Genomic DNA, 26,861 nt, shown 5'->3' with positions numbered 1-26,861 from the left:
ACAAGGCCTTTTTGCATCCTCTCTATTCTGCTGACACTTCCGGGCGGAAGGCGGCGCAAGGGATTTTCCCTTCGACTCCCAATCGAGCGATATGACAGCCCGGGAGTCCGACACGACGACCCGCCAGCGCATCGCCGACGCCCTCCGCGACGACCCCGCGACGGCCTCCGAGCTTTCGGCGAGCGTCGGCGTCTCGGTGTCGTCGGTGTACGGCCACCTCCAGCACGTCGCTCAAACAGTCCACGGAGCGGACGGCGAGCAGTTCCTCGTCGCGCCGCCGGAGTGCAAACACTGCGGCTTCAGCGCCTTCGACGACCCCGTGAACTACCCCTCGCGGTGCCCGGAGTGTCGAAGCGAGGGCATCGAAGAGGCCGTGTTCAAAATCGAGTAGTCGGTCGGTCTAAAACGACGCCACGGTCCGATTGTGGTAGTCGAGGGAGTCGGCGTCGAGGTCGTGGTCCTCGCGGACCGAAAGCGAGGTGCCGTCCAACTCGCGTTCGTAGGCGTGGGCGATAGTGTACGTCTCGGGGTCGACGGCTATCATTCCGTAGTCGAAGTCAGCGTGGTGGTCCGGACAGAGAACGAGGAGATTCGCCTCGACGTCCGGGCCGTCGTGGGGCCGCCCGAGCGGTTTGAGATGGTGCGCCTCCGCGTAGCCGTCGTGGACTCCTCGACGGCGACGCTCTCCACAGACCTGGCACGTGTGAGAGTACCGCTCTTTCAACTCGGTCGCAAGCGCCGTGTTTCGAATGATTCGGCTTCGCGTCGTCTCGGTGCGTTCCGCGGGCGCGAGGTCCGCCGCGGCTTCTTCCTCGTCGATCCGCTCTCGCCTCTCGTGACGGCGGCGGAGCACGAATCGGTAGACGTCCCTGTCGTCTCCCTCGAACGGGCCGTGCGCGTAGTCGACGACTTCGACCTGACCCTGGTACTCCCAGTCAGCCCCGGCCGACCCTCGATGGAAGAAAAATATCGGTAACGGATGGTGTTTGGCCCGCGCGAGGAACTTGTTGCCACCGGTGAGCGTCTGGTCGCCGGTCCGCCCCTCTCCGATGTACGTGAACTGGCCGCCGGTCACGTCGTCACCGTACGGTCCGGTGTCGCTCGAAAAGAGGCGGAGATACCGCTGGTCGTCGTCGTCGTAGCAGATTTCGATGCCGCGGCCCGTCATTCCGCGGTCGAATCGGGACCGGAGTTCCGACCCGCTCAACCGCTCTCCGGGTTCGAGCGAGAGCCCTGCGAGTTTCACGACGGAACTGACGGACGAGTCACGAAAAAGGGTTCCCCACGATGGTTCGTTGCCACCGGGCGGTGCCGCTTATGCCGCGTCTAACTCGTCCAAGAGCGTCCGCGCCGCCGCCGACGAGGAGCCGGGACCGCGCGCGGTGATGAGGTCGCCGTCGACCGTGACGCTGGTGTCGCTGTCGAGTTCGGCGTCCCAGACGCCGCCGGCGGCCTTCACCTCGTCTTCGACCCAGTACGGGAGCTTTCGGCCGTCGGGCATCAGGTCGTTTTCGTCGACGATGCCTTCCTCCCACTCGTTGGGGAAGCCGGTGACCTCGCGTCCCTCGACGAGGAACGAGCCGTCGGCCTCGCGGGTGAACCCGAGGATGCCGACCGCGTGACAGACGACGAGCGCCTTCGAGTCGTCGCCGGCGACCGCCTGCAAGAGCGCCTGTCGGGCGTGTCGGTCCTGATTGATGTCCCACGCGGTTCCGTGGCCGCCGGGGAACACCACGGCGTCGTACTCGCGGGCGTCGACCTGCGCAATCGGCTCCGGATTCTGCAGTCGCTCGTCGTTCTCGTGGACCTCGACGACGCGTTCGGCGAGTTCCTCGCCGACCTCCTCGGGGTCGATAGAGCGCTCGTCGACGACCGGCGGCGCGCCCGTCGGCGTCGCGACCGTCACGTCCACTCCGGCGTCGGTCAGGGTAGTGAGCGGCTCGATACATTCCTCTCCCCAGTAGCCGTCTTCGCTGACGATGAAAAGCGCCGATGTCATCGCTCCCGGGTACGGTCCGGCCACAAAAAGGCCCCGCGGAGGCGGAAATCCGCGGGGGAGGGCGGCGCGACGGTGAGGCGTCGCGGCCGCGTCGGTGTCGGGTCAGTCGTCGCCGTGTTCGTCGACGATGACGACTTCGCCGTCTTCGACGGTGACGTTGATGAGCGTCTTGACGTGGTGGTCCGAGTCGTCGAGTTCGTTCGGGCCGGCCTTCTTGATGATGGCGACGGTGTCGACGACGTCCGCGCCGATGTGGTCGAGCGCGTCGAGGACGGCCTTCATCGTGCCGCCGGTCGAGAGCACGTCGTCGAGGACGAGCACGCGGTCGCCCTCGTTCACGTCGTTGATGAACATGTCGCCCTCGGAGTAGCCCGTCTGCTGGTGGAGCGAGACCTCGCCGTCGAGGCCGTACTCGCGCTTGCGGATGACGACGAGCGGGATGTCCGTCATGAGCGAGACGGCCGTCGAGATGTGGATGCCCATCGCCGCGGGCGTGACGATTTTGTCCACGTCTTCGAGGTTCGCCTTGCGGATGATCTTGATGACGATCTCGCGCAGGAGCCCCGGTTTCAGCATCGGAACGCCGTCGCTGATGGGGTGGACGAAGTACTCGTAATCTCCTTTTTCGATGATCGGCGCGTCGAGAAGGGACTGACGCAACTGGTCCATGGCGCTCGTTTCCCCGGTTAGGCATAAAATGTGGCGGTTCGATGGCTCTCGGACACGCCGACCCACGTCTCGCGGTATCGACTACCGTGGACCGACCGACGCCGAGCGCGACCGCTCTCCGACAACGGTCTCCGCACGGAGCGCGCCGCTCCGTGGACGGTTACATCCCGCCGAGAAGTTGTGACGCGGTCTTCACCAGCGGTTCGACGGTTTCGTCGGGCTCGACGAAAAGCAGCATGCCACGGCCGCCGCAGTAGACCTGCAACACGCCGTAGCCGTCGCGTTCCTCGAACCGGTACTCGACGCTGTTCTGTACCGGACTAAGCCCGGAAAACAGCCCGCGCTCCATGAACTCGCGCCGAGTCTCCTCGGCGAGCGAACTCAGGTGCGTCACGAGTTCGTCGCGACTCCCGAAGTCCTCGCGGACCGACTCCCCGACGTGAAACAGGTCGAAGGCCGTCGCACCGTAGACGGCGACCAGAGAGACTGCCCCCTTCGCAGTCCCCCGAAGCGCGTCCATCGCGACCTCGCTGTCGGGCCCCGGTCCGTTGACGGATGCCATCCGTGACGGGTCGATTATCATTCGTTTCCCCCCTTGCCCTGACGCTGCGCGTCTCCCTGCCCGGAGCGCGCGCCTGGACGTATCATAGATGTCCGATTGTGAGTCAGTATTATAAATTTGAGGGTCACACTGGAGGTAATAATTCGCCCCCGCCAAATCCGGCCGGAGACCACCTGAAACCGCCGTCTACTACGAGAGCTGACTCCCTGATTTGACCCCGGTCTCGAGGGCGGCGTTTCGACCCCCTCGTGGCTGGTAGGAACCGTTACGAAACGTGTCCGCGAGCGCGATATCGCACAAACACATTGATTTTTAATGAACTACAGTACCCGAATTTTCAGTTATCTCATCTCAAAACCAACAGACAGCGTAGTGGTTCGGGGTCGGTTCCGCCTTCTCCAGCATCCTAGGACGATTCGACAAATATTATCCTTTCATTTTGTCGATTGGCTACAAAACCCGATTGAAATATAAGCTTCCGTCCCATAGATAGCGTGAGTGACCGAACGCTGCGCCCAGTTTGAGTCACGACCATACCCATGATACACCAACCACTCGTACTCGGTGGAGAGCACGCGGGTCGCGCGCTCGCCGAGCGACTACTGGAGGAGTACGAATCCGTCACGTTCATCGACGAGAACGAGGCAGTGGTCGCCCACGCGATCGAACGCGGCATCGACGCGCGAGTCGCGGCGTTCGACGAGCCACAGTCCCTCCGAACCGCGTGGAACGCAGACGCGGACGCGGTCATCGTCGTGGGGCGGGTCGACCCGACGAACCTGCTTCTCACGCAGGCCTCGCGGACGACGTTCGACGTCGACCGAATCACCGTACTCGTTAACGACCCGCAGAACACGGACGTGTTCGAGGACCTCGGTGTGGAAGTCATCTGCGTCACGTCGCTCGTCACTGACATGGTCGTCGGGTCGAGCGCCGAACCGGCAGAGGACGCCCGAGCGGGAGGATAAACGTGGAAAAAACGCTCGAACGAGACCTCGGTCTCTTCTCGGTGCTCGCGATCAGTATCGGGGCGATGGTCGGCAGCGGAATCTTCATTTTACCGGCGCTTGCGATCGACATCGCGGGTCCCGCGGTTATCCTGGCGTACTTGATCGCCGGCATTCTCGTGCTGCCCGCGGCGCTGTCGAAATCCGAGATGGCGACGGCGATGCCCGAAGCCGGCGGCACCTACCTGTTCATCGAGCGAGGGATGGGCCCACTGTTGGGAACCATCGCCGGTATCGGCACGTGGTTCTCGCTCTCGTTCAAGGGTGCGCTCGCACTCGTCGGCGGCGTGCCGTACCTGCTGTTGCTGTTCGACGTCCCCTCCACGGTCGTCACGCCGGTCGCGCTCGCGCTCGCGGCGCTCCTCGTCGTCGTCAACCTCGTCGGGGCGAAACAGACCGGGAGGCTACAGGTCGGAATCGTCGCCATCATGCTCGTCGCGCTCGTCTGGTTCGTCCTCGGCGGGACGCCGACCGTCGAGTCGACGAACTTCCGTCCGTTCTTCAACGGCGGAGTCGGCGGCTTGCTCACCGCGACCGGTCTCGTGTTCGTCTCCTACGCGGGCGTGACGAAAGTAGCGAGCGTCGCCGAAGAGGTCGAAGACCCCGACCGAAACATCCCGCTCGGCATCCTCGGGTCGCTCGGGTTCACGACGGTCCTCTACGTCCTCATCGTCGCCGTGATGGTCGGAGTCACCGACCGCGGCGTCCTCGCCGAGAGCGCGACGCCGATGGCGCTCGCCGCGGAGGCGTCGCTCGGAACCGCCGGCGTCGTCGCCGTCGTCGTGGCTGCGGTCCTCGCGCTGGTCAGTACCGCGAACGCCGGGGTTCTCTCCTCGTCGCGGTACCCGTTCGCGATGAGCCGAGACAAACTCGCCCCGCCGTCGCTGTCGACGATTAGCGACCGGTTCGGAACCCCGAGCACGTCGATTACCCTCACGGGCGTCGTGCTGTTGCTCCTCATCGCGTTCGTTCCGCTGCTCGACATCGCGAAGCTCGCGAGCGCGTTCCAGCTCCTCGTGTTCGTCCTCATCAACCTCGCCGTCGTCGCGTTCCGAGAGGGACACGTCGAGTACGAACCGTCGTTCACCTCGCCGCTGTACCCGTGGATGCAGGTGTTCGGCGCGGTCAGCGGTCTCGTCCTCCTCACGCAGATGGGGACCGTCCCGCTCGTCGGCGCGGTCGTTCTCACAATCGCGGGCGCCCTCTGGTTCTTCGTCTACGCCCGGTCTCGCGTCGACCGCGAGGGCGCGGCCGCCGACGCTGTTCGCCAAGAGGTCAGCCGCAACGCGGTCGAACGAGCCGAAGCGGCCATCCAAGCGCACCGCGACGAGTACCACGCCCTCGTGGCGATTTCGCACGACATCTCGAAAGCCAGAGAGCGGGCGCTGATTCAGGTGGCTTCGAGGCTCGCTCGCGCCAACGACGGGCGGGTCACGGTCGCGCGGTTCGAGACGGTGCCGGACCAGACGTCCTTGGCCTACGCGTCAGCGGTCGAATCGCCCGCAGACGTCGAGTTCGAACGACAGACCGACGAGCTCGACGACGAGTTCGGCGTGCCGATACGGTGCGGCACCATCGTCACCCACGACACGCGACACGCGGTCGTCAACTACGCCGACAACCAGGACGTCGACTTCCTCCTCGTAGAGCACCCGACGGGGACAAAGCGCGTGAGCGAGCGGCTCTTCGGAACCGACACGTCGTGGATTCTCCGCCACGCACCCTGCGAAGCCGGTCTACTCAAGGGACCCGAACTCGACGGGATTCACACCGTCGAACTGCTCGCGAGCCAGGGGCCGTACGACCCGACGAAAGTCGCTGTCGCGGACGCGCTGGCGAGCGAGTCCGAGGGTCGAATCCACCTGAGCCACTGCGGGGACACCACCGACTCGGCGGCCCGGCGACAGTCCCTCGAACAGTACAAAGCCGACATCGCGGAGCTGTGTAGCGCGCCCGTCGAGATGGGGACGCTCTCCACGGACGGTGGCCGCCACGCCCCGTCGACCGAGAGCGACCTCCTCGTTGTGGCCGCCGACGAGTGGAACGGGGCGTCGGACGCGAAGGCGGTCATCGACGAGTGGAGCGGTTCGGTACTCGCGGTTCACGGTCAGGACGCGGCTCGGCGCGGGCGACTCATGCGCGCGCTCGACCGTCGGTTGTTCTGACCCCGGCGGACAGTTCACCGCGTTCCGCGCGTTCGTCGGTGGTTTACGCGACCAAAACACATATTTTCAGGAGCCCCATTGGTCGGCTCATGGCGTCGACATCCATCGACGAGCTCGATAGATACATCCTTTATGCGCTGCAGAAAGACGCGCGACACACGTCGGGAAACGATATCGCGTCCGCACGTAACGTCTCTTCGAGCACGGTTCGAAACCGGATTTCGAAGCTCGAATCGAGCGGGATTATCCGGGGGAGCCACCTCGACATCGACTACGAGGCGCTCGGCTACCAGCTCCACACGATCATCTTCTGTACGGCGCCGATTTCGAAGCGAGAAGAACTCGCGAAGAACGCCCTCTCGGTCGAGGGAGTCATCTCGGTTCGGGAGATCATGTCCGGCGAGAAGAACGTCCACATCGTCGCGCTCGGTCGAAACAGCGACGACCTGAGTCGCATCGGGCGCGAACTCAGCGATATGGGGTTCGAGATTGCGGAAGAAGAGATAATCCGCAACGAGTACACTTGTCCCTACAGCCCGTTCGCCGGAGACTCGACGAACGAGCCGTAACCTCGGATGTCGACGCCGTTTCAGCGGTCTCGATTGGACACTGCGACCCGCGTCTGACCGTCGGATAGCGGAAAGGGTTTTGCTTGGCTTTCGCTACAGACACGTAGTACCAATGAGCCAGTATCGAACGTCCCGACGAATCGTCCGGTCCGACTTCGGAGGTGGCTGATGCCCGATACGAGTTCCCGTATTCTCGTTCCGGTCGGAGAGTCGTCCACGTTCCGGAACACCGTCGCATACGCGGTCCGCGAGGCGCGGCGCATCGCCTCGGAGACCGGCGAAGAATCGACCGTTCACTTCGTGTACCCCGTCCGATGGCAACTGGTCGACGAGAGCGAGCGTTCGGCGGCCGACGCCGTCGCCGAAACCCTCGAACGGGCGCGCGTCTGGGCGAACGACGACCTCGACTACGACGACGACGGCGACCTCGACGCCGAGGACGTCTCGGTCTCTATCGAAACCGCCGTCGTCGGCGAGGACCGATACCTCTTCTCACCGAACGATTTCGCCGAGGTACTCCTCGAGTACGCTCGTGACCGCGGCCTCGACCGCATCGTTCTCGACCCGGAGTACCAACCCGGCGGGAGCGCGCCGATGCTCCAGCCCCTCGAGTTCGAACTCGCGCGGTCGGGGCTACTGGTCGAGGAAGCGCCGGTCGACCGCGTCGTCGAGCGCAGCCGACTTCCCAGCCGAGCGAACGTCTCGAAGGCCCTCGCCATGTTCGGCGTCTCGTTCGGGTTCTACCTCCTCCTCGCGGGCGTCTTCGACACGTTCAACCTCGTCACCGGCGCGGTCTCCGCCGGCGTCGTGACGGCGGTCTTCGCGCGCATCTCGTTCGTGAACACGCCGTCCGCGACCGGAAGCGTCGCCCGAATCGCCCGCTTTCTCCTCTACGTTCCCTACCTGTTGTGGGAGATCGTGAAGGCCAACTTCTCTGTGGCCTACATCATCCTCCACCCGGACCTCCCCATCGACCCGGAGATGCAGCGGTACCGCGCGGCGATTTGGGGCGACCTCTCGGTGACGACCCTCGCGAACAGCATCACGCTCACGCCGGGGACCCTGACCGTCGATATGGACCGCGACAGTCTCATCATCCACTCGCTCACCGGCTCCGCCCGAGACGGGCTCGCGGGCGGCGCGCTCGAACGCGCCGTTCGGTTCGTCTTCTACGGACGCTCGGCGGCGCGTATCCCGACGCCCGCCGAGCGCGGGACGATAGCCTCGTGGACCGACGACGACCAAACGGACGGTGACGAGTGACGATGCTCGGACAGCTCTCGACGTTCGAGACGGTGTTACTCGGTGCCGCGGGCGCGTTCATCACGTTCGCGGTCGTCCTCCTGTACCGCGTCGTCCGCGGACCGACGATGGAAGACCGCGTCATCGCGATCAACGCCATCGGGACGAACACGGTCGTCGTGTTGGCGCTCGTCGCCGCCGCGTTCGGTCTCTCCGGATTCCTGGACGTCGCGCTCGTGTACGCGCTCTTGAACTTCCTCGCCAGCATCGCCATCTCCAAGTTCATCGTCGAGCGCGGGGGTGTCCTCTGAGATGACGCCCCTCGAATACCTCGTCGTGGGACTCGTCCTCGCGGGCGTCTTCTTCAGTTTCGTCGCGGTCGTCGGAATCATCCGACTGCCCGACCTCTACACCCGCGCCCACGCGACTTCGAAGAGCGATACGCTCGGAACGGTGCTCTCCCTCGGCGGCATCGCGCTCCTGTTCGGCGCGGAGGTCTCCGCCGTCAAGACGGTCTTGCTTCTGTTGTTCATGCTCATCACTAACCCGACGGCCGCTCACGCCATCGCACGGGCGGCCCACGACCAAGGTATCGAACCGTGGACCGCGAGCGATGAGGAGGGCGACTGAACGTGCAGTTACTCCTCTACGGCGTGTTGCTGACGTTCGTCGTCTTCGCCGCGCTCGCCGTGGCCTTCCTCCGAGACATCCTCAGCGCGATTATCGCGTTCGCCGGGTTCAGTTTCGGCGTCGCAATCGTCTACATCCTCCTCAGAGCGCCCGACGTCGCGCTGACGGAAGCGGCCGTCGGGGCGGGTGTCACGACGGTGTTGTTCCTCCTGGCAATCGTCCGAACGGTCCGGCCGGGCGGGGACCGACTCTTCGAGCGCGTCGCGTGGGGGCCCGCGATAATCGCGACCGGTCTCGTGGGCGTGTTGCTCACGACGGTTCGGTCGCTCCCCACTATCGGCGACCCGACCTCGCCGGTCGCGACCTCGGAGATCACCCGGTATTATCTCGAAAACGCCTATCCGCAGACCGAAGTCGAAAACGTCGTCACGGCGATTTTGGCCGCCTACCGCGGGTTCGACACGCTCGGTGAGGCCGCGGTCGTTCTCGCGGCGGGGCTCGCGGTCCTCGTCGTCCTCCGCAAGGAGGTGTACGTATGAGCGCCACCGACGGCTCTCTCAGCGCGTACGTCGAGAGTACGATTATCATGACGACGGTTCGCGTCGTCAGCCCGTTCGTGTTCACGTTCGGGCTGTTCGTCATGTTCCACGGCGCGGAGTCCGCCGGCGGCGGGTTCCAGGGCGGCGCGATCGTCGCGTCGAGCATCATCATGCTCGCGTTCGCGTTCGGTATCGAGCCGACGCGCGAGTGGCTCGACGACAGCGTCATCCGACTCCTCGTCGGCGTCGGCGCGACGACGTTCGTCGGTATCGGAATCGGTGCGCTCGCGTTCGACGGGGCGTTCCTGGAGTACGCCGCCTACGGTATCAGCCACGGCGTGAAGTACGGTATCGAACTCGTCGAACTCGGCATCGGCGCAATCGTCGCGGGCGTCATCGTCTCGCTGTTCATGAACCTCGCGGGTGGATTCAACCACGACTCCGGAGGTGACGACGCGTGATCGACCTCCTCACGACGCACTACAACTACGTCGCGAGCATCCTGCTGTTCGGTATCGGACTCTACGTCGTCATGGGCAGTCCGAACCTCGTCAAGAAGATCATCGGTATGAACATCTTCCAGGTCGGCATCTTCCTGTTTTTCGTGACGACCGGGTACGTCGACGGCGGGGCTCCGCCCGTGGTCGGCCACGGCGAAGAGACGTTCGTGAGCCCGCTTCCGCACGTGCTCATCCTGACGGCTATCGTCGTCGGGGTGAGCCTGACGGCGGTCGCGCTCGCGCTCGTCATCCGCATCTACGACGGCTACGGTTCGCTGGACGAAGACGTCATCAAGGAGGTGCAGGTCGATGACTGACGCGCTCGTCCTCCTCGTGGTCGTTCCCATCGCCGCGTCGCTGTTCCCCGTCGCTCTCGGGGGGCGGTTCGAGCGAATCGGTTGGTTCGTCGCGGCCGCGATGGGCCTCGTCCACCTCGGACTCTCCGCGACCGTCGCGGCGCGGGTTCTCGACGTCGGCCGGATCTCGTACGCCGTCGGCGGGTTCGAACCGCCGTTCGGCATCGAACTCGTCGCCGACGGCATCTCCGCGCCGCTGCTCGTGCTCGTGTCGCTTTCGACGCTCGGCGTGCTCGCTTACGCCCGCCGCGCGGGGCCGCACTCGAACGCGTTCTACAGCGAACTCGCACTGCTCACGGCCGGCATCTCCGGCGTCTTCGCGACCGCTGACGTGTTCAACCTGTACGTCTTCCTGGAGATTACGGGACTCGCGACCTACGCCCTCGTCGCCAGCGGTCGGTCGCCGAGCGCGGCGTTAGCGAGCCTCAAGTACCTGTTCGTCGGGACCATCGGCGCGTCCCTCTACCTGCTCGGCGTCGGGTACCTCTACATCATGACGGGGACGCTCAACATGGCGGACCTCACCGAGGCGGTCGCGTCTGTCGGCTACTCCTCGCCGGCGATACTGGCGAGCTTCGGGCTCATCGTGACGGGCCTCCTGGTCAAGGTCGCCGTCTTCCCGCTGCACACGTGGCAGCCCGGCGCCTACGCCGAGTCGCCCGACACCGTCAGCGCGTACATCTCCGCGCTCGTCTCGACGGCGGCCGGCTACGCGCTCGTCCGAATCATCTACGCGGTGTACACGACTGAGTTCCTCGACGAGGTCTCGCTCGCCGGCGACGCCCTCGTGGTGCTCGCGTCGGTGAGTATCGTCGTCGGGGCGGTCCTCGCGGTCATGCAGTCCGACCTCAAACGCATGCTCGCGTACTCCTCGGTCTCGCAGTTCGGTCTGGTCGTCGCCGCAATCGGCCTCGCGAACGAGACGGCGCTCGTCGGAGCGGTCGTCCACCTCGTGGGCCACGCGGTGATGAAAGGCGGGCTGTTCCTCACCGTCGGCGTATTCGCCACCGGTCTCGGCGTGCGGACGGTCGAGGACTTCGCGGGACTCGCCGCGAAGGCACCGGTGTCGAGCGCGGCGTTCGCCGTGCTCGCCTTCTCGATGGTCGGCATCCCGCCGGCCGTCGGGTTCGTCGGGAAGTGGAACATCGTCGTCGGTGCGGTCGAAGCCGGCGCGTGGTCCGTCGCGGCCGTCGTCGTGGTGAGCACGCTTCTCACCCTCGCGTACTTCGGCCGGGTCATCGAGCGAATGTACTTCACCGCGCCCGAACCCGAGGCTGACGCCGTCTCGACCGACGGCGGAAACGAAACCGTCGAGGTGTCGTTCGGCATGCGCGCGGTCGTCGTCGTCTCGGCGGTCGCCGCGGTGGTGCTCGGCGTTCTCGGCTCCGACCTCATCACCGTCATCCAACCGGCACTGGAGGTGTACTTCTAAATGACAGACGTTTTCTCACTGAGACCGCTCGCGGCGGTGCTAGCCGCGGCGGTCGGTATCGTCACTATCGTCGCATCGAAACGCAGTCCCAACGTCAGGGAGGGCTTCACCGTCCTCTCTGCGGTCTCCGCACTGGGTATCGTCGCAAGCATGGTTCCGGGGGTTCTCAACGGGACGACGTACGTCACCGACCTCGGGACGTTCGTCCCCGGAGTTCGGTTCGTCCTCCGGGCCGACCCGCTCGGGATGATATTCGCCCTGCTCGCGAGCCTCCTGTGGCTCATCACGAGCTTCTACAGCATCGGCTACATGCGCGGGCTGGACGAACACGCCCAGACGCGGTACTTCGCGGCCTTCGCGGGGAGCGTCAGCGCCGCCCTCGGCGTCGCGTTCGCCTCGAACCTCATCGTCCTGTACGTCTTCTACGAGCTGTTGACGGTGGCGACGTATCCGCTCGTCACGCACGACGAGACCGAGGAGGCCCGAAAGGCCGGTCGGAAGTACCTCGCGTACACCTTCGGTGGCGGGGTCGCCGCCCTGGCCGGGACGGCGCTCGTGTTCTTGACGACCGGAACCGTCGAGTTCTCCGCTGGCGGCATCGCCGCGCTCGCGAACGCCGACCCGGTCGTCGCGCGGGCCGCGTTCGCGCTGCTCGTCGCCGGCTTCGGCGTGAAGGCCGCGCTCATGCCGGTCCACTCGTGGCTCCCCGACGCGATGGTCGCCCCGACCCCGGTCTCCGGGTTGCTCCACGCCGTCGCGGTCGTCAAAAGCGGCGTGTTCGGTATCGCCCGCGTCATCCTCGACGTGTACGGTCCCGACGCAGTCGGCTCGCTCGGAGTCGGCCTTCCGCTCGCCGCGGTCGCCGCGTTCACCATCGTCGTCGCGAGTATCATCGCTCTCCGACAGGACAACCTCAAACGGCGGTTGGCGTACTCGACGGTCAGCCAGCTCTCGTACATCGTCCTCGGGTTGGCCCTACTCTCCCCCGCGGCGCTCGTCGGCGGGCTGCTCCACATCCCCGCCCACGCGTTCATGAAGCTCACTCTGTTCTTCTGTGCGGGCGTGATTCACGTCGAGACGCACACCGACGATATCAGTGACATGGCGGGAATCGGCCGGCGGATGCCGCTGACGATGATTGCGTTCACCGTCGCGAGCCTCGGGATGGCCGGTCTACCGCTGGTCGCCGGGTTCGTGAGTAAGTGGTACCTCCTCATCGGGAGCATCGAAGCGGGACAGACGGTCTTCGTGTTCGTGCTCTTGGCGTCCGGCCTGTTGAACATCGGCTACTTCTGGCCGGTCATCTACCAGGCGTTCTTCCAGACGCCGGAGGACTCGGACGCGAAACCGCTCATCGAGTTCCCCATCGGCGGCGTGCGGGCAGTCGCCGACGGCGGGTCGAAAGACTCGGTCGCCGAGGGTGAGCAGTACGCCGTCGACCGGAATCCGAGCGACCACGTCGCCGTGGCTGACGGCGAGTCCGACCACGACGCCGCGACCGACGGCGAATCCGACCACGACCACCACCACGGCGGCGCACCGGCTGGCGGGTGGGAACGTCGTCGACTCGGCACCGAGAGCACGTGGTTCATGATGGCCCCGATTACGATTGCCGCGGCCGGGGCTATCGTCCTCGGAGTCGTTCCCCAGACGGCGGTGTTCCTCGCGCTCGTCCAGCGCGTCGTCGCCGACGTGACGGGGGTGGTGTTCTGATGTCGACAGCCACACTCCTGCCGCCGGCGTTCGTCGTGCTCGCGGTCGCGCTCGTCATGCCGTTCGTCTCGCGTCGGGTCGGGCACGCCCTGGGCGTGCTCTCGACCGGCGGGGTGGCCGTCTGGTCGCTTCTCGCCCCGGCCGGCGCACACCTGCCGGTGACGTTCCTCGGCTTCGACGCCGTGTTGTTCAACGTCGACGAGTTCTCTCGGTTGATGGGGATTATCTTCGGCCTCATCGGCGCTGCCGCCGTCCTCTACTCGTACTCGTCGGACGCGCGGAACATCCAGACGGCCTACGCCCTCGGCTACGTGGGGACGAGCCTCGGCGCTGTCTTCGCCGGCGACTGGCTCACCATGGTGTTCTTCTGGGAGCTCATGGCGGTCACGAGCACGCTTCTCGTCTGGGACTACGGCGGCGAAGCGGTGCGCGCGGGCTACCGCTACGCGATTGCCCACGGGCTCGGCGGCAGCCTGCTCATGGGCGCTATCGTCTGGCACTACGTCGAGGTGGGGTCGTTCCTCTTCTCGGCGACCGGCGGTATCGCGGCCGGCGTTCCGGCTGCGCTCGCGGCGCTCGGTATCGGCGTCAACGTCGGATACGTCGGGTTGCACACCTGGCTTCCCGACACGTATCCGCGTCCCCACTTCGCCGCGAGCGTCTTCCTGTCAGTGTACACGACGAAGACCGGGGTCTACGGCCTCGCTCGCGCGTTCCCCGACGGGAACCTCGCAATCGCGTACATGGGGACCGCGATGGCCGTGGTCGGCGTCGGCTACGCGCTCATGCAAAACGACATGCGACGGCTCCTGGCGTACCACATCCAGTCACAGGTCGGGTACATGGTCGCCGGCGTCGGCATCGGCACGGCGCTCGCGACCGCCGGCGCGTTCGCGCACGTCTACAACCACATCCTCTACAAGGCGCTGTTGTTCATGACCGCCGGCGTCGTCCTCTCGCGGACCGGCGAAGAGAACCTCAAGTACCTGGGGAACCTCCGCGGGGCGTTGCCGGCGACCGCGCTCGCGTTCACCGTCGCCGCCCTCTCGATTAGCGGCTTCCCCGGCTTCAACGGGTTCGTCAGCAAGGGCATGATCACCGCCGCCGCCCACAAGGAACATCTGGACGGCATCTTCTATCTCCTCCTCGCCGGGGGCGTCGGAACGTTCATGTCGTTCATCAAGTTCGGCTACTACGCGTTCTTCCGCGATGCGGACCGCGACTGGTCGCTCGACCGCGCCGGGACGGGCCAGTCGGTCGCGATGCTCAGCGTCGCGGGGCTCTGTGTCGCCTTCGGGCTGTACCCAGACGCGCTGTTCGCGATACTGCCCGGAAGCACCGCCGACGCGCACCCCTTCACGCTCAGCCACCTCGGCGAAGGCTTCGCGCTCGCCGTGCTCGGGGTCGTCGGCTTCGTCGTCGTGAAGAAACCGCTCTCGAAGGTCGGAAACGTGCCGGACGTCGACGCCGTGTTGAATCCCGCTGTCTTCTACGGCACCCGCGCGCTGGTTCGCGGCTCGACCGGTCTCTTCGCCGCCGTCGACCGCGCCGTCTCGACCGCGTCCTACGACGTCGCGGGCGCGATTGCGAACCCGTACCCCGCGTTGCGTCGGGTCGCCGGCGGTCTCGGTCGATCCGATGCGGACTCGATTACCGTCGGGAGCCTTCGGGCGACGATTGCGACGAGTATCGCACTCGTCGTGTTGATACTCGGCGGCGTGCTCGTCGGACTACTCGCGTAGTCCCGAGCCGGCCCGGGTCGTTTTTTACGAGAGTTCCGTTTTCAGTTCGTCAGCGACGCGCGCGCCGAGCCCGTCTTTCGACCCGACGTACTCGCTCGTCTCGTCGGCGCGGACGACGAGCGCGCGGGTCTCGTCCGCGCCCATGACGGAGGCGTCGTTGGCGACGACGAACGCGAGGCCGACACGGTCCATGATGCGGCGGGCCTCGCCGACCATCGCCTCGTCGTCGCCGGTCGTCTCGGCTTTGAAGCCGACGATGGTGAGGTCGGGTTTCGACTCGCGAACCGCGTCGATGAGCTTCGGCGCGGGTTCGAGGTCGAGCGTGCGCGCCTCGCCGGAGCGAATCTTCTGGTCGGCCGCCTCGACGGTGAAATCGGAGATGGCGGCCGCGGAGACGAGCGCGTCGGCGTCGGCCTCGACCGCGGCCTCGACGGCCTCCAGCATCTCGGCCGCAGACTCGACGGCGAGCACGTCGGCGTAGTGTACGTCGTCGCCGTCGTGGACGAGCGTCACGTCCGCGCCGCGAATCGCGAGCGCGCGGGCGACGGCGCGCCCCGTGCGACCGGAGGCGCGGTTCGAGAGGGTTCGGATTGGGTCGATGGATTCGGTCGTCGCGCCGGCGGTGACGACGACCGACTTCCCGGCGAGCGTCTGTTCGGTCGTCGCTTTCGCCACGCCGGTGACGATGGCCTCCTCGGTGGCGATTTTCGCCTTCCCTTCCTCGATGCGCGGGTCGACGAACTCCACGCCCCACGACTGCACCCGCTCGATGGCGTCGAGGACGCCGGGGTGGTCGTACATGGGCTCGTGCATCGCGGGCGCGACGACGACCGGGACGCCCGCGCCGATGGCGGTGGTCGCGGTGGTCGTCACGGGGGAGTCGTCGACGGCGGCGGCTATCTTGCCGACCGTGTTGGCGGTCGCGGGCGCGACGAGGAACACGTCGGCCCAGCCCTCGCGGCCGCAGAGTTCGACGTGTTCGACGCGGCCGGTAATCTCGGTCACGACGTCGTTGTCGGTGGCGAACTCGACCGCCCACGGGTGGATGATTCCCGTCGCGGCGTCGGTCATCACCGCGCGGACCGACGCGCCCCGCCGTCGGAGTTCGTGCGCCAACTCGACGACTTTCACGGCCGCGATACTCCCCGTCACCCCGAGCGCGACGTTCACACCTTCGAGCATTCACTCGTCTCTGCGCCCGCTATCGGTTAAAAGGATTCGCGTCCGCGCGGGGTGGTCTCGGACCGCACCCGCGCGAATCGGAGTCGGTTATTCGTCGAGTCGCCCGAGTTCGTCGTCGACGAGGCTCGGGTGCGTGCGCTGGGGTTCGTCGTGGGGCTCGGCGAAGAACTCGCGCATGACCTCGCGGGACTCGCGCTCGCGGCGGGCGCGCTCGTCGGCGTCTATCTCCTCGCAGGCCGGTGGCACCTCGCGGCCGCGGTCGGTGAAGTAGCCGGTCGGCGCGACCCAGTCGTTGTAGAACGCCGTCCCCGAGTCGTGGACCAGCGTGATGGCCGTCTCCGCGGCGTCGCCGGCGGCGACGACCGCCTGGTGGTAAATCTCGGTCAGTCGGCCCGCGGCGTAGATGCCGGAAACGGCGGTCCGGCCGAGGTCGTCCACGCCGACGTAGGTCTTCGACCCGGCGGCGCGGAGGTCAACGCCCGTGTCTTCGAGGTACGACGCGTCGGACCACGAGGCCGCGACGACCCGCGACGCCTCGACGCGTTCTTCACCGTCGTCGGTCTCGACGGTCGCGCGGAACAGCGGGTCCTCGTCGTCGCCGAGCACGTCGAGGTCGGTCACGCGACCCGTCAGTCGGTCCGCGCCGTTTCGGTCGGCCTGTTCGGAGAGCAGGTCGGTGAACAGTCGGCTGTTGACGCCCGCCGGGAAGCCGGGGACGTTTTCGAGGTGGGCGTTTCGGCGAACGATCGGCTCGCCGTCGTTGACGACGAGGGTGTCGAGGTCGGCGCGCGCGAGGAACGTCGCGGCGGTGAGGCCGGCGACGCCGCCGCCGACGACGAGCGCGTCTCGTGGATTCGTCTCGCTCATGCCGTGCGATAGCTCAGCGGCGAGTAAAACCGTGCGGATGTCGCCGAAGTCTGCCGAATCCCGTGCCGCGCGAGACGCGCGCTACCGCCCCAGCGACGCGCTCGGGTCGTTGAGCCAGCGGTTCTCGGCCGCCTCGACGCTGACGAGCCCCGCGGAGTCGCCTTCCGGGGTCATCCGGACGCGAAGCCGCCAGCGCCCGTCCGAGAGCGCCTCGCCGTCGATGAAGCGCACCGCCCGCCCGGGCGTCCGGCGGAGGAGCGACACGGCGATGGGGAGCGTCGGAATCCGGCCGGTCCGCTCCGCGAGCGCGTAGTCGCCGAAAGTGAGTTCCCACGTCCGAGAGCTGTCGTCGCCGTCGGTCCGAGCGTCGGTACGGGCGTTCGCGGAGACGCCAGTTTCGGACGCCCGGTCGGTCCCGACATCGGCCTCGGCGTCGGGAATCGGCCGCACCGAGTAGCCCTCGACGAAGCCGGCCGTTTCGAGGTGCCCGAGCGTCGCGTCAACCGGGTTCGGCGTCGCAGTCGGACAAAACAGGTCCGCGGCCGCCTCGACGACCGCCCGCTGCTCGGCGGGCGAGAGGCGGACGTCCAGTTCGCTCATCAGGCTCCACACCAAGGTGAGACAGAAGTCGTCGTGGTCGTCGACGACCTCGGCCAGCGTGAGGTACGTCTCCATCGCGGCGGTCTCGGCTTCCCGGTGGCCGAGTTCCGACAGCGCCTCGAACAGCGCACCCGCGGTGTCGTGACAGAAGGCACTGTAGCGGGTGTAGTCGTCTTCCGACCCCGCTGCGGCCGATCGAGGCGGCCCCTTCGACACCTCGTACACCTGCGGGTCGTCGTACGGGATGTTCGGGTCGTATCGCCGAAGCGCCGCCCGGTAGTCTCTCGTCAGTTCCGCGGCCGCCCCGGCGGTGCGACGGTCCGGAAACCGCCGGCCCGTCGCGGCACCGGGCTCCGAACCCGTTCGACCGCACACTATCGCGTAGTCGCCGTCGGAACGCGCCAGAGACCGAATCTCGGCTCTGATGTCCCGAAGCGTCCCCCCCCACCATCTCGGTTCTAGGTGGTGAGACCGGCCGATTATAGGTTGCGATTGTATCTGTGGCTGACAGTCGAAGCGACGCGCTCCGGCCCACAAGGCTTTGGTTCCGCCGACCCCATTCGACGCTCGTGGACGAGATAGCCGTCAGCACCGTCGTCTACCTGCCTCCCGAGGAGATATACGAGTTCCTCGTGGACTTCCCGCGGTACGCCGACTACTCGAAGCACCTGCGGGACGTTCGACAGTCGGGCGACGGGTCGCCGGGCACGCGGTACGCCCTGTACTTTTCGTGGTGGAAGCTCACCTACACCGCCGAGTCGAAGGTGACGGACGTCACCCCGCCGACGCGAATCGACTGGACCATCACCAAGGACGTCCACGCCGTCGGCCGCTGGCGGGTGGCGGAACTCGACGACCTGCCCGACGAGGCCCCGTCGGACGCCGACACCGCCTGCCGCGTCTTCTTCGAGGTCGAGTACGACCCCGACAGCGTCTCCGCGGGCGACATCGACCTCCCGCGGTTCGTCTCGCTGGGCTGGGTCATCGACAAACTCCGACCGGTGCTCCAAAAGGAGGCCGAGCGCATCGTCGAGCGCATCGTCGCCGACATCGAGGGGCGGCCGCGGCGCGTTGAACTCACGATACACGCGAAACCGGGGTCGTGAGCGACGGTGGCCGGGGTATTCGCGAAGGGAAATGCACATACGCGCCCGCTGTCCAACACAGGGGTATGACAGGGGCTGGTCTCTGGTGCGCGTGATAATCATCGGTGCCGGGCAGGTCGGGTCGTCCATCGCGGCCGACCTCGACGAGACCCACGAGGTCGTCGTCATCGACTGCGACCCGGAGCGCGTCGACGAACTGAACTACTCGCTCGACGTGCTGGCGCTCCACGGCGACGGAACCTCCGTGGACACGCTCGAAGAGGCCGACGTCGAGCGCGCCGACATGGTCATCGCCTCGACCGACGACGACGAGACGAACATCGTCGCCTGCGCGACCGCCAAGGCCATCTCGAACGCCTTCACCATCGCCCGCGTCAAGAACACGGAGTACCTCCGGACGTGGCAGCGCTCCGAGAAGGCGTTCGGCATCGACTTCATGGTCTGTACGAACCTGCTCGCCGCGGAGTCCATCGTCCGCGTCGTCGGCCTCCCCGCCGCCCGCGACGTGGACCCCTTCGCGGGCGGGCAGGTCCAGATGGCCGAGTTCGAAGTCGACGAGGAGAGCCCCGTCGCCAACCAGACCGTGAGCGAGGCCGACCGGTTCGACTCGCTGACCTTCGCGGCCATCCTCCGCGACGGCGAGGTCACCATCCCCCGCGGCGACTCCGTCATCGGCCCCGGCGACCGCGTCGTCGTCATCGGCAGCCCCAAGAGCGTCCAAGGGTTCGCCAGTTCCGTCTCGCCGGACGAACCGCCGGGAACCGCCGAGGAGGTCGTCATCGTCGGCGGGAGCGAAATCGGCTACCACGTCGCCCGCCTGCTCGAAGAGCGCGGCTTCAAGCCCAGACTCATCGAGCACGACGCGGAGCGCGCCCGCGAACTCGCGGAGCTGCTCCCGGGGACCATCGTCATGGAGAGTGACGCGACCGACGTGGACTTCCTCGAACGCGAGTACATCGGCGACGCCGACCTGCTCGTCTCGGCGCTCGACTCCGACGAGAAGAACCTGCTCGTGTCGCTGCTCGCCGCCCGCCTCGGCGTCGAACGCACCGTCGCCGTCATCGACACGACGCCGTACGTGGACCTGTTCGAGGCCGTCGGCGTCGACGTGGGCGTCAGCCCCCGCGAGGTCGTCGCCGAAGAGATAACGCGGTTCACCCGCGAGGGCGGCGCGGAGAACGTCGCACTCATCGAATCGGACAAGGCCGAGGTGCTCGAAATCGAGGTGGACGCCGAGAGCGTCCTCGCGGGCAAGCCGATTCGGGAGTCGGTCGCGACGCTCCCCGAGGGCGTCGTCATCGGCGCGATAACCCGCCGCCGCGAGTTCATCACCCCCCGCGGCGACACCGTCATCGAACCCGGCGACCACGTCGTCGTCTTCGTCGATAGCTGCGTCATCGACGACGTGGGACCAAACCTGTAAGTCGGTCCGTCGCCGCACGGTCCTCGTTCTGCGCCGAACACTCGACCCCGTCACGTCGTCGCGCGGGCGACCGCGAACCCGAACAGGGAAGAACCCGGCGCCCGGTACGTTAGTCCACGGATGAAATTGCGGGTCGATTACAGAGCCAGCCTGCGTCTCGTGGGGACCGTCCTGAAGTATCTCGCGGTGCCTCTTTGTTTCCCGCTCGTGGTCGCGCTGTACTACGGCGAGTCGGTGCTCCCGTTCGTCGTCACGATGGCCGTCACGGTCCTCGTCGGCGCGGGGCTCGAACGGCTCGCCGACGAGCCCGACATCGGAGCCCGCGAGGGCTTCCTGATGGTCGCGGTGACGTGGCTGGCCGTCACGATTGTCGGCGCGATACCGTTTCTCATCGAGGCCCACGGCATCCCCTTCCTCGCGTCGCCCATCCACCCCGAGTCGACCCTCGGGAGCCCGGTGAACGCGCTGTTCGAGACGATGAGCGGCTTCACCACGACCGGGGCGACGGTGCTCGGCGACATCTCGTTTAACTCCCACACCCGCGGCATCATGATGTGGCGACAGCTCACCCAGTGGCTCGGCGGGATGGGTATCGTCGTCCTCGCGGTCGCCATCCTCCCCGAACTCTCCGTGGGTGGCGCACAGCTGATGGACGCGGAAGCGCCCGGCCCCGGCATCGAGAAACTCACCCCGCGCATCGCCGAGACGGCCCGCGCGCTCTGGGGCGCGTACCTCGGCCTCACGGTGCTCGAAATCGTCCTCCTCTACGGCCTGCACGTCACCGGCAACGCCCCGAACATGGACGTGTACAACGCCATCGCCCACGGGCTGACGACGATGCCGACCGGCGGGTTCTCCCCGGAGGCCCGCAGCATCGAGGCGTTTTCGGCGGCCGCGCAGTGGGTCATCGTTCCCTTCATGGTCGCCGCCGGGACCAACTTCGCGCTCTTCTGGCACGTCCTCACGGGCGAGCCGAAGCGGCTGTTCCGGGACACCGAGTTCAAGTCCTACCTCGGCGTCATCGGGGTCATCTCGGCCATTCTCGCCGGAATTCTCTTCCTCGGCGACGGCCTCATGTCCGTCGCGCCGGCGGGCGAGACCTACGACCAACTCTACCTCGAAGGTATCCGCACGGCCATCATCGGCAACGTCGAACCCGCGGTCCGCCAGTCGGTGTTTCAGGTCGTCTCCATCGTCACGACGACCGGCTACGCCAGCATCGACTTCAACGCGTGGAGCGCGCCGACGCAGTACGGCCTCCTCTTCGCGATGTTCATCGGCGGCTCCGGCGGGTCGACCGGCGGCGCGGTCAAAATCGTCCGCTGGTACGTCATCGTGAAATCGCTCCGCCGAGAGCTGTTCACGACGGCCCACCCCGAGGCGGTCCGCCCGGTCAGGCTCGCGGGCCGCGCGGTCGACGAGCGGGCCATCCGCGGCATCTACGCCTTCACGCTCCTGTACCTCGTGCTCTTTTTCGTCTCGACCGGTCTGCTCCACCTCGACGCCGCGCGAACCGGCTTCGACGTGAGCATCCTCGAAACGATGAGCGCCGTCGCCGCGACCCTCGGGAACGTCGGGCCGGGCTTCGGCATCGTCGGCCCGATGGGGAGCTATCTCGACTTCTCCAACGGCTCGAAGCTGTACATGGTGCTTCTCATGTGGGTGGGCCGACTGGAGATTCTGCCCGTGCTGGTCATCTTTACGCCGGAGTACTGGCGGCGATAGCGCCGGAAAAACGGGAGTCAGTGCCGCTTTTCGTCAGGGATTCAGCCCGTAGATGACCGACCGGGCGAACACCAACACCGGGATGATTTCGAGGCGGCCGACCCACATGTTGAAGAGGAACATCGTCTCGACCCACGGGTTCATCCACGGGCCGGTGATGCCCGTCGAGATGCCGACGTTCCCCTGCGCGGACGCGACTTCGAACAGCGCGTCGGCGTAGGTGAACTCCGGCCCGGCGAGGTTCACGAGGAGGACGCTCGACCCGACGAGCAACAGCAGCCAGAGCATCGAGACGATGGCCGCCTCGGAGAACTCGCGGTCCATCTCGGTCCGCGAGAGCCGGCGGCCGTTCATCTCGATGTTGACGATTGCGCTCTCGGGGAGGAAGACGCGGGAGAACTGCCAGCGGATGCCGCGGGCGATGGTGTAGCCGCGGATGATTTTGATGCCGCCGACGGTCGACCCGGCGGCCCCGCCGAGGGTCATCGCCCCCGACAGCAGAATCTTCCCGCCGTCTGACCACTCGCCGAGCGGCGCGGCCTGAAAGCCGGTGCAGGTGAGCGCGCTCACCCAGTGGAACGCGGCGTCGCGGACGGCGTCCGACTCCGGCCCGCCGACGACGCCCGAGAGCCCGAAGTAGTCGGCGGTCTCGACGAACGCCGACCCCGCGGTCGCGGGGAGACTGACGAGGTTCTGGACGGCCAGCGCGACCGCGCCGACGGCGAAGAGGACGAGGAGCCAACGCGTCTGGAGGTCGCCCCAGAGGCGGTCGACGTCGCGGTTCTTCAGGACGGCGTAGTGGACGGGGAAGGCGATTGCACCCAGCGCCATGATGGGGAGCAACACCGTCTCGATGAGCGGCGAGTCGTACGTCCCAATGGAGCCGTCGGTGACGGCGAACCCGCCGGTCGACAGGCCGGTCATCGCGTGGTTGAGCGCCTGCCACGCCGCCTCCCACAGCGGGAGCGCGGCCCCGTAGTCGCTGGCGCGGATGGCGAAAAAGAGGACGACCACCGACAGGAGCGTGTAGCCGACGAAAATCTTCCACACCGTCCGGACCGTCGAGACGACGCTCGGGTGAATCTTCTCCTCTCTGGCCTCGCCGCGGTAGAGCGCGTAGCTCCCGCTGCCGGGCCGCGAGAGGATGGAGACGGTGAGGACGATGACGCCCACGCCGCCGACCCACTGGATGAGCGAGCGCCACCACTGAATCGTCCGCGGGAGCGACGGTTCGTGGATGCCCATCGTGAGTCCGCTGCCGGTCCACCCGCTCATGCTCTCGAACAGGGCGTGTAAGGGGTCGCGGAAGTAGACGAGGCTCGACTGGGCGTAGTCGACCCCGGCGGGAACGAGCGCCGTGAACACGCTCTGCGGGGCGAACTGCGCCGTGAGGAAGAAGGGAAGCGACCCGAAGGCGGCGGTGGCGAACCAGCCCGCGGCGGCGATTATCATCCCGTGTTTCATGCGGGGCGCGGGGGCGTCTTCGAACGCCTTCCGCGCGCCCAGCCCGACGAACGCGGTCGCGCCCCCGGCGACGAGGAACGCGAGGGCGGCGTACCACTCGCCGAAGCCGACCGCGACGAGGACCGACGCGGTCATCATCGCCGACTCCATGGCGAGGAGCGAGCCCACGTCGCGGCCGATGACCGCGAGGTCGGCGGGCCATCCCGAGACGGTTCGTCCGCGGCGGGGCATCAGTGGTCCTCGTAGTGGCCGAACACGTCGGTCACGTCGGGCGTCGCGCCCTTCGCGGAGTAGACCGTCAGGAGGTCGCCCGAACCGATGGTCGTGTTCCCGCGGGGCGTCACGGGGTCGTCGTCGCCCTCGCGCTCGATAGCGACGATGAGAGTGTCGCCGTCGAGGAGGTTCTCCTGGGCAGCCTCCTGAATCGTCATCCCCGCAATCGGCGCGTCCTCGTCGACGCGGATTTCGAACACCTCGGCGTGCTCGCCGATGCGCATGTAGTCGACGATGGACGGGCGCTTGACCGCCCGATAGAGGTACTCCGCGATGAGTCGCTGGGGGTTCTCCATCGTGTTGACGCCGATTTGGCGGTAGAGGCTCATGTGCTCGGGGTTGTGGACGACGGAGACGATGTCGGGGATGTCGAGCTCCTTCGCCAGGAGGCAGACCATGATGTTGGTCGCGTCCTTGTCCGTCGTCGTGATGATGGCGTCGGCGCGGTCCGCGCCGGCCTCGTCGAGCGTCTGTTTGACCGTCGCGTCGTCGTTGAGGACGAGGCAGTCGAACGTCGCGGCGGCCGCCTCGGCCTTCGCCTCGTCGCGCTCGACGACGACGACCTCGTTGCCGCCCTCGGTGGCGATTTCGATGAGCGGCGTGCCGATGTTGCCCGCACCGACGACGATGATGTACATGACGTTCCGGCGTGCGCATCGGGTGGTGGAAAAACTGTCGGCATGTCGTTTCGTTGGTCAAACGGGGACTTTCCGCGCAAACAGCTACCGAATGAGGCGTCGCCGCGTGTTCGGTCACCCTACTGGAGAGTAAACCGAGTGTTCGTCCAGCCCGCCCGCGCGTCTACGGCGTCTCGGTCGGGGTGGTGGACCGGATATTTATCAACAGATGTGGTATATGTGGACACATGACGGTCCCGGCCAGTCGGTCCCGCGACCAAGCGAGGGTCCGCCCGTGAGTCACTCGGGCGGGCGCGAACCGACGGTGAGTCTCAGTCTGCTCGACGCGACGATGGTCGGAATCGGCGCGATGATCGGCGCGGGAATCTTCGTGTTGACGGGGCTCGCAGTCGACATCTCCGGCCCGGCGGCCATCGTCGCGTTCGCTCTCAACGGTGGCGTGACGACGTTCACGGCGCTTTCGTACGCCGAACTCGCGGCCGCGATTCCGCGAAACGGCGGCGGGTACGCGTACGTCCGCGAGGTGTTTTCCGCACCCGTCGCCTTCGTCATGGGGTGGACGCGGTGGTTCACGTACATGATCGCGGGGTCGCTGTACGCGCTCGGGTTCGCCTCGAACTTCGTCGAGTTCGGGCACATCTACGGCTACGCCCTCCCGGGGCCGCCGGTCCTGTACGCGCTCGGGGCCGTCGTGACGCTCGTGGCGCTCAACGCCCTCTCGACGGAAGCCTCGGGACGGGGCGAGACAGCCATCACGCTACTCAAAATCGCTATCCTCGGCGTGTTCGTCGCGTTCGGTCTCACGGCCGCGGACGCGGGGGAGTTCGACCCGCTTTTCACCGAGGGAGCGCTGTCGGTCCTCCCCGCGATGGGGCTGACGTTCATCGCGTTTCAGGGGTACGACCTCATCGCCACCGTCACCGAGGAAGTCGAGAACCCGCAGGTGAACATCCCGCGGGCCATCCTCCTCTCGGTCGCCGTCACCGTGGTCGTCTACCTGTTCGTCGTCTTCGTCGCCATCGGGACGCTCGGCGCGGACGGGCTCGCTGGCGCGGGCGAGACGGCAATCGCGCAGGCGGCGGAGGGCTTCATGCCGACGTTCCCGATAGTCGGAACGGGCGCGGCGCTCATCGCCTTCGGGGCGGTCTTTTCGACCATCTCGGCGCTCAACGCGGTCGTCATCGGGTCGTCCCGAGTGGCGTTCGCCATGGGCCGCGAGCGACAGTTACCCGCCCGCCTCGGCCGGTTCCACCACCGGTACGGGACGCCGCTCGTCGCCATTCTCGCGTCGGCCGTGGTGATGCTCGTCGCCGTCCTCGTCGTTCCCATCCGCATCGTCGGGAACCTTGCGAGCCTGTTCTCGCTTCTGGGGTTCATCATCGTCAACTACGCGTTGATTCGGCTTCGGCGGCGACAGCCGAACCTACAGCGACCTTTCGAAGTGCCGCTGTACCCCGTCACTCCGGTCCTCGGCATCGTCTGTAACGTGCTTTTGGGCCTCTTTATCGACTGGTTCACCTGGGTGCTGGCCATCGGTTGGCTCGTCGTCGGCGGCGGCGTCTACCTCCTCTTGTCGAGGCGCGACGACGTCGGCCCGGCGGGACCGCCCGAGATTCAGGACCCGGAGCCGATTGAACCGGCGGAGGGAGCCGACGACTGACCGACGAATCGACCCGAGCGTCCGAAGACTACCCGCCGACGAAACACCGCACCGAGACGACTACTACACGCCGACACCAATTCACACACATGCCCGACCCAGTAACACACGATTTACGCGTCGTCGTCGCCGGCGGTGGAGAGTTGGGCCTGCGGACGGCCGAACTCCTCTCCGACCGGGGCCACGACGTGGTCATCGTCGAGGCGGACCCGGACCGAATCCCGGACGTCGCCGACAAGTACATCGCCACCGTCATCGAGGGGGACGCCTCCCGCCCGGAGATACTCAGACAGGCCCAACCCGAGCGGAGCGACGTGGTGGCCGCACTCACCGACGACGAGTCGACCAACTTCGCCGTCTGCCTGGCCGCGCAGCGGATGTCGGACGTTCGGACCGTCATGCGAATCACCGGGACGCCGGACGAACTCTACGGGGAGTTCGTGGACGGACTCGTCTTCCCAGAGCGACTCGGTGCGCGGGCGGCGACCAACGAAATCGCGAACGGCGGCGTTCGAACTATCGAAGACATCGGTGGCAACGTCGAAATCGTGGAGGTCGAAGTCGCCGAAGACGCGCCCGTCGCCGGCAAGCGACTCGACGAGGTTCGGCTCCCACAGGGGAGTCTCATCATCGTCGACTATCAGGGGAACCGAATCGGCGGCCCCGACACCGTCCTCGAAGCCGGTCACCGCTACGTGCTCGGCGTCGAGTCGGACGTGGCCGACGAAGTGATGAATCTGTTTCGGGGATAGTCCACCCGCGACGACGACCGACGACGCGGAACCGAGCGACTCGGTC

General features: G+C 66.7%; 27 protein-coding genes. 18 read left to right on the top strand and 9 right to left on the bottom strand.

Going from position 1 to position 26,861, the window contains the following annotated elements; genetic code table 11:
• Positions 1-91: 91 nt before the first annotated feature.
• A complete protein-coding gene (locus ABY42_RS05225; protein ID WP_050458877.1) occupies positions 92-391 on the top strand; it encodes a transcriptional regulator in 300 nt (99 codons plus the stop codon).
• 9 nt (positions 392-400) lie between these two features.
• Here the strand turns inward: ABY42_RS05225 and ABY42_RS05220 are convergent, their stop codons facing one another.
• The 4 genes from ABY42_RS05220 to ABY42_RS05205 all read right to left on the bottom strand — a co-directional run bounded on the left by ABY42_RS05220 (position 401) and on the right by ABY42_RS05205 (position 3,230).
• On the bottom strand, positions 401-1,246 hold the full coding sequence (locus ABY42_RS05220; RefSeq protein ID WP_050458876.1) for an HNH endonuclease: 846 nt from the start codon (positions 1,244-1,246) through the stop codon (positions 401-403).
• Between the two features lie 69 nt (positions 1,247-1,315).
• Positions 1,316-1,999, bottom strand: a complete 684-nt coding sequence (locus tag ABY42_RS05215; protein ID WP_050458875.1) for a type 1 glutamine amidotransferase domain-containing protein — start codon at positions 1,997-1,999, stop codon at positions 1,316-1,318.
• Positions 2,000-2,101: 102 nt separating this feature from the next.
• A complete protein-coding gene (hpt, locus tag ABY42_RS05210; RefSeq protein WP_004977534.1) occupies positions 2,102-2,668 on the bottom strand; it encodes a hypoxanthine/guanine phosphoribosyltransferase in 567 nt (188 codons plus the stop codon).
• 160 nt (positions 2,669-2,828) lie between these two features.
• Positions 2,829-3,230: a hypothetical protein gene (locus tag ABY42_RS05205; protein WP_004977535.1), complete on the bottom strand. Its 402-nt coding sequence runs from the start codon at positions 3,228-3,230 to the stop codon at positions 2,829-2,831.
• 539 nt (positions 3,231-3,769) lie between these two features.
• Between ABY42_RS05205 and ABY42_RS05200 the strand changes: the two genes are divergently transcribed.
• The 12 genes from ABY42_RS05200 (at position 3,770) to ABY42_RS05145 (ending at position 15,125) form a co-directional block, all read left to right on the top strand.
• Complete coding sequence (locus ABY42_RS05200) at positions 3,770-4,198, top strand: NAD-binding protein (protein WP_050458874.1); 429 nt, start codon at positions 3,770-3,772, stop codon at positions 4,196-4,198.
• Between the two features lie 2 nt (positions 4,199-4,200).
• Positions 4,201-6,402, top strand: a complete 2,202-nt coding sequence (locus ABY42_RS05195) for a universal stress protein (protein ID WP_004977537.1) — start codon at positions 4,201-4,203, stop codon at positions 6,400-6,402.
• An 89-nt stretch (positions 6,403-6,491) separates the two neighbouring features.
• On the top strand, positions 6,492-6,971 hold the full coding sequence (locus ABY42_RS05190; RefSeq protein ID WP_004977538.1) for an Lrp/AsnC family transcriptional regulator: 480 nt from the start codon (positions 6,492-6,494) through the stop codon (positions 6,969-6,971).
• A gap of 168 nt (positions 6,972-7,139) precedes the next feature.
• Complete coding sequence (locus ABY42_RS05185) at positions 7,140-8,234, top strand: monovalent cation/H+ antiporter subunit E (RefSeq protein WP_004977539.1); 1,095 nt, start codon at positions 7,140-7,142, stop codon at positions 8,232-8,234.
• Positions 8,235-8,236: 2 nt separating this feature from the next.
• On the top strand, positions 8,237-8,524 hold the full coding sequence (locus ABY42_RS05180; RefSeq protein WP_008092688.1) for a cation:proton antiporter: 288 nt from the start codon (positions 8,237-8,239) through the stop codon (positions 8,522-8,524).
• A gap of 1 nt (position 8,525) precedes the next feature.
• Positions 8,526-8,843, top strand: a complete 318-nt coding sequence (mnhG, locus tag ABY42_RS05175) for a monovalent cation/H(+) antiporter subunit G (RefSeq protein ID WP_004977541.1) — start codon at positions 8,526-8,528, stop codon at positions 8,841-8,843.
• Between the two features lie 2 nt (positions 8,844-8,845).
• Positions 8,846-9,382, top strand: a complete 537-nt coding sequence (locus ABY42_RS05170; protein WP_004977542.1) for a DUF4040 domain-containing protein — start codon at positions 8,846-8,848, stop codon at positions 9,380-9,382.
• Positions 9,379-9,843 carry an MnhB domain-containing protein gene (locus tag ABY42_RS05165; protein WP_004977543.1) on the top strand — a complete coding sequence of 155 codons (465 nt, stop codon included), beginning with the start codon at positions 9,379-9,381 and terminating at the stop codon, positions 9,841-9,843. Before ABY42_RS05170 ends, ABY42_RS05165 begins: the two co-directional genes overlap by 4 nt.
• Positions 9,840-10,199 carry a cation:proton antiporter subunit C gene (locus ABY42_RS05160; protein WP_004977544.1) on the top strand — a complete coding sequence of 120 codons (360 nt, stop codon included), beginning with the start codon at positions 9,840-9,842 and terminating at the stop codon, positions 10,197-10,199. The genes ABY42_RS05165 and ABY42_RS05160 overlap by 4 nt, the downstream gene beginning before the upstream one ends.
• Positions 10,192-11,670 (top strand): monovalent cation/H+ antiporter subunit D family protein, encoded by a 1,479-nt coding sequence (locus ABY42_RS05155; RefSeq protein ID WP_050458873.1) that lies wholly within the window; start codon positions 10,192-10,194, stop codon positions 11,668-11,670. Before ABY42_RS05160 ends, ABY42_RS05155 begins: the two co-directional genes overlap by 8 nt.
• On the top strand, positions 11,671-13,383 hold the full coding sequence (locus ABY42_RS05150) for a cation:proton antiporter (protein ID WP_050458872.1): 1,713 nt from the start codon (positions 11,671-11,673) through the stop codon (positions 13,381-13,383). It abuts the gene before it with no gap.
• On the top strand, positions 13,383-15,125 hold the full coding sequence (locus ABY42_RS05145; protein ID WP_050458871.1) for a Na(+)/H(+) antiporter subunit D: 1,743 nt from the start codon (positions 13,383-13,385) through the stop codon (positions 15,123-15,125). The genes ABY42_RS05150 and ABY42_RS05145 overlap by 1 nt, the downstream gene beginning before the upstream one ends.
• A gap of 24 nt (positions 15,126-15,149) precedes the next feature.
• Here ABY42_RS05145 and coaBC read toward each other — a convergent pair whose 3' ends face one another.
• The 3 genes from coaBC to ABY42_RS05130 form a co-directional block, all read right to left on the bottom strand.
• Positions 15,150-16,307, bottom strand: a complete 1,158-nt coding sequence (coaBC, locus tag ABY42_RS05140; protein WP_050458870.1) for a bifunctional phosphopantothenoylcysteine decarboxylase/phosphopantothenate--cysteine ligase CoaBC — start codon at positions 16,305-16,307, stop codon at positions 15,150-15,152.
• Between the two features lie 87 nt (positions 16,308-16,394).
• Positions 16,395-17,174 carry an FAD-binding protein gene (locus ABY42_RS05135; RefSeq protein WP_050458869.1) on the bottom strand — a complete coding sequence of 260 codons (780 nt, stop codon included), beginning with the start codon at positions 17,172-17,174 and terminating at the stop codon, positions 16,395-16,397.
• Positions 17,175-17,255: 81 nt separating this feature from the next.
• Positions 17,256-18,254: a DUF7551 domain-containing protein gene (locus tag ABY42_RS05130; protein WP_050459895.1), complete on the bottom strand. Its 999-nt coding sequence runs from the start codon at positions 18,252-18,254 to the stop codon at positions 17,256-17,258.
• An 89-nt stretch (positions 18,255-18,343) separates the two neighbouring features.
• Here ABY42_RS05130 and ABY42_RS05125 point away from each other — a divergent pair, with 89 nt between their 5' ends.
• From ABY42_RS05125 to ABY42_RS05115, 3 genes are all read left to right on the top strand, one after another.
• On the top strand, positions 18,344-18,880 hold the full coding sequence (locus ABY42_RS05125) for a type II toxin-antitoxin system RatA family toxin (RefSeq protein ID WP_050458868.1): 537 nt from the start codon (positions 18,344-18,346) through the stop codon (positions 18,878-18,880).
• An 85-nt stretch (positions 18,881-18,965) separates the two neighbouring features.
• Positions 18,966-20,303: a Trk system potassium transporter TrkA gene (gene trkA, locus ABY42_RS05120; protein ID WP_050458867.1), complete on the top strand. Its 1,338-nt coding sequence runs from the start codon at positions 18,966-18,968 to the stop codon at positions 20,301-20,303.
• Positions 20,304-20,423: 120 nt separating this feature from the next.
• Positions 20,424-22,028 carry a TrkH family potassium uptake protein gene (locus ABY42_RS05115; RefSeq protein WP_049905250.1) on the top strand — a complete coding sequence of 535 codons (1,605 nt, stop codon included), beginning with the start codon at positions 20,424-20,426 and terminating at the stop codon, positions 22,026-22,028.
• Positions 22,029-22,061: 33 nt separating this feature from the next.
• Here ABY42_RS05115 and ABY42_RS05110 read toward each other — a convergent pair whose 3' ends face one another.
• Together ABY42_RS05110 and ABY42_RS05105 are read right to left on the bottom strand one after the other, a co-directional pair.
• A complete protein-coding gene (locus ABY42_RS05110; protein WP_050458866.1) occupies positions 22,062-23,723 on the bottom strand; it encodes a TrkH family potassium uptake protein in 1,662 nt (553 codons plus the stop codon).
• The gene (locus ABY42_RS05105) at positions 23,723-24,403 is read right to left on the bottom strand and encodes a potassium channel family protein (protein WP_050458865.1); all 681 of its coding nucleotides are present in this window, start codon (positions 24,401-24,403) and stop codon (positions 23,723-23,725) included. The genes ABY42_RS05110 and ABY42_RS05105 overlap by 1 nt, the downstream gene beginning before the upstream one ends.
• A 274-nt stretch (positions 24,404-24,677) precedes the next feature.
• Between ABY42_RS05105 and ABY42_RS05100 the strand changes: the two genes are divergently transcribed.
• Both ABY42_RS05100 and ABY42_RS05095 read left to right on the top strand, forming a co-directional pair.
• Entirely contained in the window at positions 24,678-26,063 is a 1,386-nt protein-coding gene (locus ABY42_RS05100; RefSeq protein ID WP_004977556.1) for an APC family permease, read from the top strand.
• A gap of 89 nt (positions 26,064-26,152) precedes the next feature.
• Complete coding sequence (locus tag ABY42_RS05095; protein WP_050458864.1) at positions 26,153-26,815, top strand: potassium channel family protein; 663 nt, start codon at positions 26,153-26,155, stop codon at positions 26,813-26,815.
• The last annotated feature ends 46 nt before the right edge of the window (positions 26,816-26,861 follow it).

Source organism: Haloferax gibbonsii, from assembly GCF_001190965.1.
GTDB classification, from domain to species: domain Archaea; phylum Halobacteriota; class Halobacteria; order Halobacteriales; family Haloferacaceae; genus Haloferax; species Haloferax gibbonsii.
The sequence above is the reverse complement of the archived record's forward strand: the minus strand, read 5'-3'. Positions and strand labels throughout refer to the sequence as shown.